2 protein-coding genes and 1 pseudogene are annotated in these 3,796 nt (G+C 48.0%); 1 reads left to right on the top strand and 2 read right to left on the bottom strand.

What is annotated here, in order from left to right; genetic code table 11:
• The first annotated feature begins 189 nt into the window (after positions 1 to 189).
• Complete coding sequence (locus F6J94_RS31650) at positions 190 to 1,974, top strand: GMC family oxidoreductase N-terminal domain-containing protein (RefSeq protein WP_293047509.1); 1,785 nt, start codon at positions 190 to 192, stop codon at positions 1,972 to 1,974.
• Here the strand turns inward: F6J94_RS31650 and F6J94_RS31655 are convergent.
• Positions 1,928 to 2,347, bottom strand: coding sequence for a trypco2 family protein (locus F6J94_RS31655; RefSeq protein ID WP_293047511.1), 420 nt, complete (start codon positions 2,345 to 2,347; stop codon positions 1,928 to 1,930). The two genes, F6J94_RS31650 and F6J94_RS31655, sit on opposite strands and share 47 nt — an antisense overlap.
• 271 nt (positions 2,348 to 2,618) lie before the next feature.
• A pseudogene (locus F6J94_RS31660) lies at positions 2,619 to 3,428 on the bottom strand (formylglycine-generating enzyme family protein); the annotation flags it as partial.
• Positions 3,429 to 3,796: the final 368 nt, after the last annotated feature.

A 3,796-nucleotide genomic window follows, 5' to 3' on the forward strand; every position in this document is an offset into this window, starting at 1 on the left:
TAGGTTATACCAATTCTTAGCACTCACACGATTAAACATCAATTTCATCTGGCTATCTCCCCATTTCCCCACACTTCCCACACTTCCCCTGCTCCCGACTCCCGACTCCCGACTCCCGACTCCCGACTCCCGATTCCCGACTCCCGAGAAAGAGATACAATAAAATAATTTGCTTAAAAAACCATTGCGATGATGTACGATACGATCGTGGTTGGCTCTGGTAATGGAGCCTGTGGGTTTCTGAGCTACTACCTAGAAGCTGGTAATGACAGGTCTATCCGGGAGCGGGTGTTAGTGCTGGAGGAGGGGGATGATTTCTTTACTACCAGCGACATTACCCACCAGAACAACTGGACTAAGTCCTACGCAGAGGAAAAGGTATTCAAGCTGCACAATGCCCTGACCCCCAAGGGAATTCCGATTATATCGGGGCGGGCTTGCACTATGGGTGGTGGCGGCTCGATTAACTATACTATGATGCATGAGTCGTCGGAGTGGCTGGCGACACATATTGGTCAAACGGCAGCCTATTGGGACAGCTTGAAGGCAGAGTTGAATCAGAAGTTTGTTAGACCAAACCCAGCAACGGAACCGTCACCTGTGACTAAACAAGTACTCCAGGCGGCTGAGAAGGTTGGTTTTGTGGTGAGCACAGACGCTATGGAGAATATTCCTAATTTGGAGGTCACCGATACCGCCCTGTTGCACCTTTTTCCAACCCAGTTCAACTCATTTGGGCAGCGAACCCACAGCGGAGTATCGATTGTCGATTGGTTTGGCCAGGGGGTGGAGATCAAGACTAGGTGTAGGGTTGAGAGACTTGAGTTTTCTAAGGAACAAGGGCAAAAACCACGGTGCGTGGCAGTACATGTTAAGTACCTGGACACGGGGATGACTGAGCGCTTGTCTCTGGATAGGGATGGTGGAAAGGTGATTATGTGCGCAGGGGGTGCGACGCCACGGCTGCTCTGGTCTCACCGCGAGGAATTGGGAAACGATCAGATCGGGGAGCATGTGAATGACCATATTGTCATGCCCCTGGGCATCTACGTCGTGGACAAGAGCATTGATGTTACCACTCGGGATGTGTACATCCCTGTGTTTGCGACAACAGTATGGCAACCAGAACCAGAACAACCGGGACAGGAAACGGTTTGCTGCTTCGATTTCTTTTCCGGTAATTTTGAGAGGCTGTGGTTTATGATTGCCCACCTTTATCTGGCGTTTCTGTTCCCAAACTGGCTGAAGAAGTTCGTGATCAGGTTACCTTGGTTGTTTAATATCATCAAGAACGTGATTAGGGTGTTTCTTCAGGGAGTCAATTTCATCATTAACCTGTTGTGGGGACTTTATAACTTAGTTCAAGGCAAACCATGGCATGATGACCCAAGCTTGATTACTGCCGCGATTAAGTTTAATGCTGCTAAAGAGGGTTGCTATTCAAGGGAGGACTCTCGGATTGAATTAGATTTCTTTGGAGAAGAGGAACAATCCCATTTCAATCAGGATAAAGTGGTAGCTAACAGTGAGATTGCCAAGCACATGGCACTGTTGAACGGTTTGGGAGAACAGCCACATTGGTTAGTTAAGTGGTTTTTGCGACTGGTAACTAAGATGCCCTACGAAGAGAACCAGATTGAGGAGTATGTTGATGTTTACAGTCGCAGGTTTTTACTGTCGGAGCAGCACTTGTCGGGGGGATGCCTATTCGGTAAGGCGATTGATAAAGGACTCGACAATGCAATAGATACTGGTAAAGTATACGGGTCAGCTAATGTCTATGTGGCTGACCTTTCTTCTGTGCCCTTGCCCCGGATTAGTACGCAGATGACAGCTTATCTGGTTGGTTTCCATGTGGCGAAGAGGATATGTGTGGGGAATGGGGAATCGGGAGTCGGGAATCGGGAATCGGGAATCGGGAATGCTGTTAGTCACCCAGGTCATCATTCAGATTGCCCTCCTCATTGCCTTTAAGGAGTGCCTTTAAAGAATTCTTGACGGTTGTTGGCACTTTGTCTCTATGAAGGGTCTGGTAAAATTCCAGCAGACGCTCTTTATCGAAGAGGGGAGATAATTTCACTTTGACTTTATGAATCTCATCCCGTCCTAAGTCGCCACCCAGTTCGCCTCCTACTTCGCCTCCAGTTCCTAGTACGTTAATTTTGATATTTCCCTTGGCACCTGCTTTTGCAGTTCGCTTGACACTAACTTGTAGTTCCAGTTCCACAGACTCAACACACAACAAGGGAGCATCTTTTTCCTGACCTGGTGCTACGGAGAGCAGATCGTGTTTAACCTGTTGGATAAATTCAGATAATCCAATGGGGCTGTTATTGTTGTTAGACATTAATGTTGTATTATTATTTAAGCAACAGCTTAACTATAGGCAGGGTTCTGGGTAGTTGTCACGCTGCTTGATGCCAGTTTTACAGGGGGAACACAGAAATGTTGGTCACGCTGCTTGATGCCAGTTCTACCCATTTGAAATTGCTGGTCACGCTGCTTGATGCCAGTTCTACCCATTTGAAATTCCGGTCACGCTGCTTGATGCCAGTTCTACAGGAGGGAGAGGTAAAAGAAAAAAAGGGTAAAGGGCAAAAGGGCAAAGGGGCAAAGGGTTACAGAGTCCACGCACACCCACACACCACACGCAAACCAAAAGAGCCGACGTCGGGCCAGAGAGCCGGATTACAGCTGTCGCGAGACCCAGAACGGCAGTCCTCAGGGAAGTTGTCCCAGGAACCACCCCGCAACAGCCTTTCTCGGTATTTAGTTTGATTATCGTTATGGTTATCGTCTAGCCACACACTACCATCCGTCGGCGCACCTATATAGTTATCATGCCAATGGTCTGCACACCACTCCCAAACATTCCCATGCATATCGTAGAGTCCAAAGTCATTCCCTACCCCAAAACTCCCCACTGGGGTTGTTTCTTGCCGATAAATCCCTGATGGCCCATTACCATAAGACCCTTTCCAACGATCCTGTTGATCATCTGTTCCATCGTAATTAGCATAGTCTGTCGTAATCGTCTCTCCAAAATGAAACGGGGTGGTTGTTCCGGCTCTACAGGCGTACTCCCACTCGGCTTCGCTGGGCAAGCGATAAGGGCGTTTCGTATACTGGGACAGCCGCTCACAAAACTCCACTGCATCATACCACGAGACTTGCTCTACAGGTAGGTATTCCCCTTTAAATTCGGATGGATCGCTTTCAAGTTCTGTTTTGACTTGGGGTAGGGCGGCGACGGCTTGCCATTGGGCTTGGGTAACTGGGTATTTGCCCATCAAGAAGGATTTAAGGGTGACTTGATGCTGGGGACTTTCACTGTCTCTATGCCCCTCTTCGGTTTCTGGGGAACCCATAACGAAAGTGCCACTGGGGATGGCAACCATGTCCAAAGTGATCCCATTTCCCAAGTCTTCAGCAAAGTACTGAATTTCTCGCCAATGGTGGTTGATAATAAGGTTTGATTGCTGTTCTTCTTGACTTGTTGGTGGCATCACTATGGTTTGGTTTGACTGATGTAGAACTGGCACTGATCCTGTAGAACTGGCATCTTGTGTAGAACTGGCATCTTGCCAGTGGCCTATGGTAGGTAGAACTGGCATCTTGCCAATGGTTGATGGTAAGTAGAACTGGCACTGACCTGGTAGAACTGGCATCTTGCCAGTGGTTGATGGTAAGTAGAACTGGCACTGACCTGGTAGAACTGGCATCTTGCCAGTTCTACCATTGATTATTTTACAGAAGATTTCTGTACACTATCCATTTGCCAGAAGAAAGGATATGT

This window comes from Moorena sp. SIO1F2 (assembly GCF_010672755.1).
Classification (GTDB): Bacteria; Cyanobacteriota; Cyanobacteriia; order Cyanobacteriales; family Coleofasciculaceae; genus Moorena.

What these genes read in the sequence shown, in the direction of transcription:
- F6J94_RS31655 (WP_293047511.1), bottom strand. Translation starts at nt 2,347, where the DNA reads ATGTCTAACAACAATAACAGCCCCATTGGATTATCTGAATTTATCCAA.
- F6J94_RS31650 (WP_293047509.1), top strand. Translation starts at nt 190, where the DNA reads ATGATGTACGATACGATCGTGGTTGGCTCTGGTAATGGAGCCTGTGGG.